Below are 2365 nucleotides of genomic sequence, written 5' to 3' on the forward strand. Positions count from 1 at the left end.
GCTCAGGACGCGGAGTAGGTGGGGGCGTCGCGGGCGGCGTGGCGGGCGGCCTCTCGCACGATCGCTTCCACACGAGGCCCAACTGCAGCTGGGGCGCCGTGCGCGCTGTCACGGCCACGTACGAGTGCGGGCAGGCGTCACACCCCACGGTCACGAGGGAGTGGCTGCCCTCGGTGTCGACGACGATCCCACGGCATCCAGGCGCGGGCCACGCCGTCAGTTCGACACGTACACCGTGGGGCGGCGGGTTGTCCGTGTCGGCCGACTCCGCCCGCACCGCACCACTCGTGAGGGCAACCGAGCCCAGCACGACAACGGCGGCGACGCTCACTCGCGTCAGTCCCCTCCGGGCCGACGCGATCCCCCACTCAGTCATGTCTTCAAGACTGTGCAGGCAGACCTGCGGGCAATCGGGATACGTCGCGCACCCCTCGGACGAGCCATGCCACGACCTGCTGTGCGAATAGACAGGAGCCCAGGGATTGTGGTTCAGCGACGTCCTCGTTCTCGCCCGGAGCGACCGTCGGCTGCACGGCGCGGCGTATTCTGCGCCCGTGGAACTGCGCTTCGAGACGCGCCAGTCGGACTCTCCGTGGGTCGACACCGTGTGGACCTGCACGAGCGAGCAGGTCACGGCGATGACATCCGTCGCAGCGGTGCGCTGGGGCCTGGTGTTCTGGAAGCAGGACGGCCGGGCGTACGCGGGCATCACCGGCCCCGAGACCCGGACCGGCACGGCGCCTGTGCCGGAGGGCGCGGCCTTCACGGGTATCGAGTTCGCCGTGGGCACCTCGTTGCGGGTCGTGCCCACGCCGGCGCTGGTCGACGGCGGCGTCGAGCTGCCCGACACCACGCGCCGCACGTTCCGGCTGGACGGCGCGCGCTGGGAGACGCCCGGCCCCGATGACGCCGAGGCCCTGGTCGAGCGTCTCGTCCGGGCCGGGATCGTGGTCCGTGACCCGCTCGTCGCCGAGGTGCTGCATGGGCACCACCCGGCCGTCTCGGGGCGCACGGTCGAACGCCGGTTCCGCGCCGCGACCGGGCTGACGCGGGGCGCCGTACGGCAGATCGAGCGGGCCCGCACGGCGGCGGAGCTGCTGGCGGCCGGCGACCCGGCCGCCGAAGTCGTCGCCAAGCTCGACTACTTCGACGAGCCGCACCTGGCCCGGGCGCTGCGCTCCTACGTTGGACGCACCGCCGGGCAGCTGCGCGAGGGCGGCGGCGGGGCGATCGCCCTCGATCTGGGTCAGTCGCCCTCGACGTGGGTCAGCGCTTGACGTCGTAGACCAGCTTCTGGATCCCGTTCGAGTAGCTCTCCCACTCCCGCAGCGTCAGCATCTGCTTGTCGCGGTCGGACCGGCCGAACAGGCTCTTCCCAGCACCGAGCAGCACGGGGAAGACGAGCAGGTTGTACTGGTCGATGAGGCCCGCGTCCGACAGTCGCCGGGCCAGCTCCGCGCTCCCGTGGATGAAGATCGCGCCGCCCTCGCCCTCCTTGAGCGCGGCGACGTCCTCGGTCGAGCGCAGGATGGTCGTCGGCCCCCACCCGTCGACGAGGGCATCGTCGGACAGCGTGGTCGACACCACATACTTGGGCAGATCCTTGTAGTTGGCGTGGTCCTCCGAGCCGGGCCAGACCGACGCGAACGCCTCGTAACTGCGGCGGCCGAACATCAACGCCGTCGTGTCGGCGAGCTCCTCGCCCTTCAGCGACCAGGCTTCCGGGACGAACTCGAGGTCCTTGAACACCCAGCCGCCGCTGCGGTGCCCCTCCTCCGTCCCGCCGGGCGAGTCCACGACGCCGTCGAGCGACATGAAACCGGTGTAGACCAGGTCACGCATGGTGCTGTCTCCTCATGATCGGGCGAGCTGCTGGGCCCCACGCTAGATCGCGGCCGCGGCGGCCGTCTTGGACGGAAACGACAGCGGGTTGAAAGCAGTCCCCGGACATGTAGGCCAGTGTTGGTCATTTCGGGCAGGGCGGAGGGGTGCGGTCGGTCCCGAATGATCCAGTCGACGATCATCTTCTGCCCTTCCCGTGCAGAGGGGAGCAGTTGTTCGCCAATCGCTGGCATGTGCTTCCCGGGGTGTAGGCGCGAGGGTTAGCTTCAGCCCGTCGAGATCATCACAGGCGAGCGGGGGTGCACGGCGATGGGCAAGCGGGCGCGGGGAGCGAAGCAGCGGGAGCCGCGCCCGTTCCGGGAGTTGACCGGCCCGTTCGTGGTCGCCCCGCGTTCTGGATGCCGTATCCGCACCCGGCTGCACCTCTCGCCCGCCGACGAGGAGGCACTTCGCGCGGTGGGCTCCCACCTGGGCGCGCTGGCCGGAGCAGATCTCGCGGCGCGGGTGCGGATCGGGAACGTGC

The 2365-nt window shown here is 70.7% G+C and carries 3 protein-coding genes and 1 pseudogene; 2 read left to right on the top strand and 2 right to left on the bottom strand.

Annotation, left to right across the window (positions count from 1 at the left end):
* Nucleotides 1–376 (bottom strand): hypothetical protein (locus tag G6048_RS49065; RefSeq protein WP_206343033.1); only part of this gene is annotated, 376 nt, incomplete at its 3' end.
* Nucleotides 377–554: 178 nt separating this feature from the next.
* Between G6048_RS49065 and G6048_RS47805 the strand changes: the two genes are divergently transcribed.
* On the top strand, nucleotides 555–1277 hold the full coding sequence (locus G6048_RS47805; protein ID WP_165345855.1) for a helix-turn-helix domain-containing protein: 723 nt from the start codon (nucleotides 555–557) through the stop codon (nucleotides 1275–1277).
* On the opposite strand, the gene G6048_RS47810 is transcribed toward G6048_RS47805, so the two are convergent.
* On the bottom strand, nucleotides 1267–1842 hold the full coding sequence (locus tag G6048_RS47810) for a dihydrofolate reductase family protein (RefSeq protein ID WP_165345856.1): 576 nt from the start codon (nucleotides 1840–1842) through the stop codon (nucleotides 1267–1269). The two genes, G6048_RS47805 and G6048_RS47810, sit on opposite strands and share 11 nt — an antisense overlap.
* 309 nt (nucleotides 1843–2151) lie before the next feature.
* Here G6048_RS47810 and G6048_RS47815 point away from each other — a divergent pair.
* Nucleotides 2152–2365 (top strand): annotated as a pseudogene (locus tag G6048_RS47815) (hypothetical protein); the annotation flags it as partial.

Source organism: Streptomyces ureilyticus (assembly GCF_011045025.1).
In the GTDB taxonomy this organism is placed as follows: domain Bacteria; phylum Actinomycetota; class Actinomycetes; order Streptomycetales; family Streptomycetaceae; genus Streptomyces; species Streptomyces ureilyticus.

Bases quoted from the DNA above. Each gene is read 5' to 3' on its own strand.
- G6048_RS47810 (WP_165345856.1), bottom strand. From the start codon at position 1,842: ATGCGTGACCTGGTCTACACCGGTTTCATGTCGCTCGACGGCGTCGTG.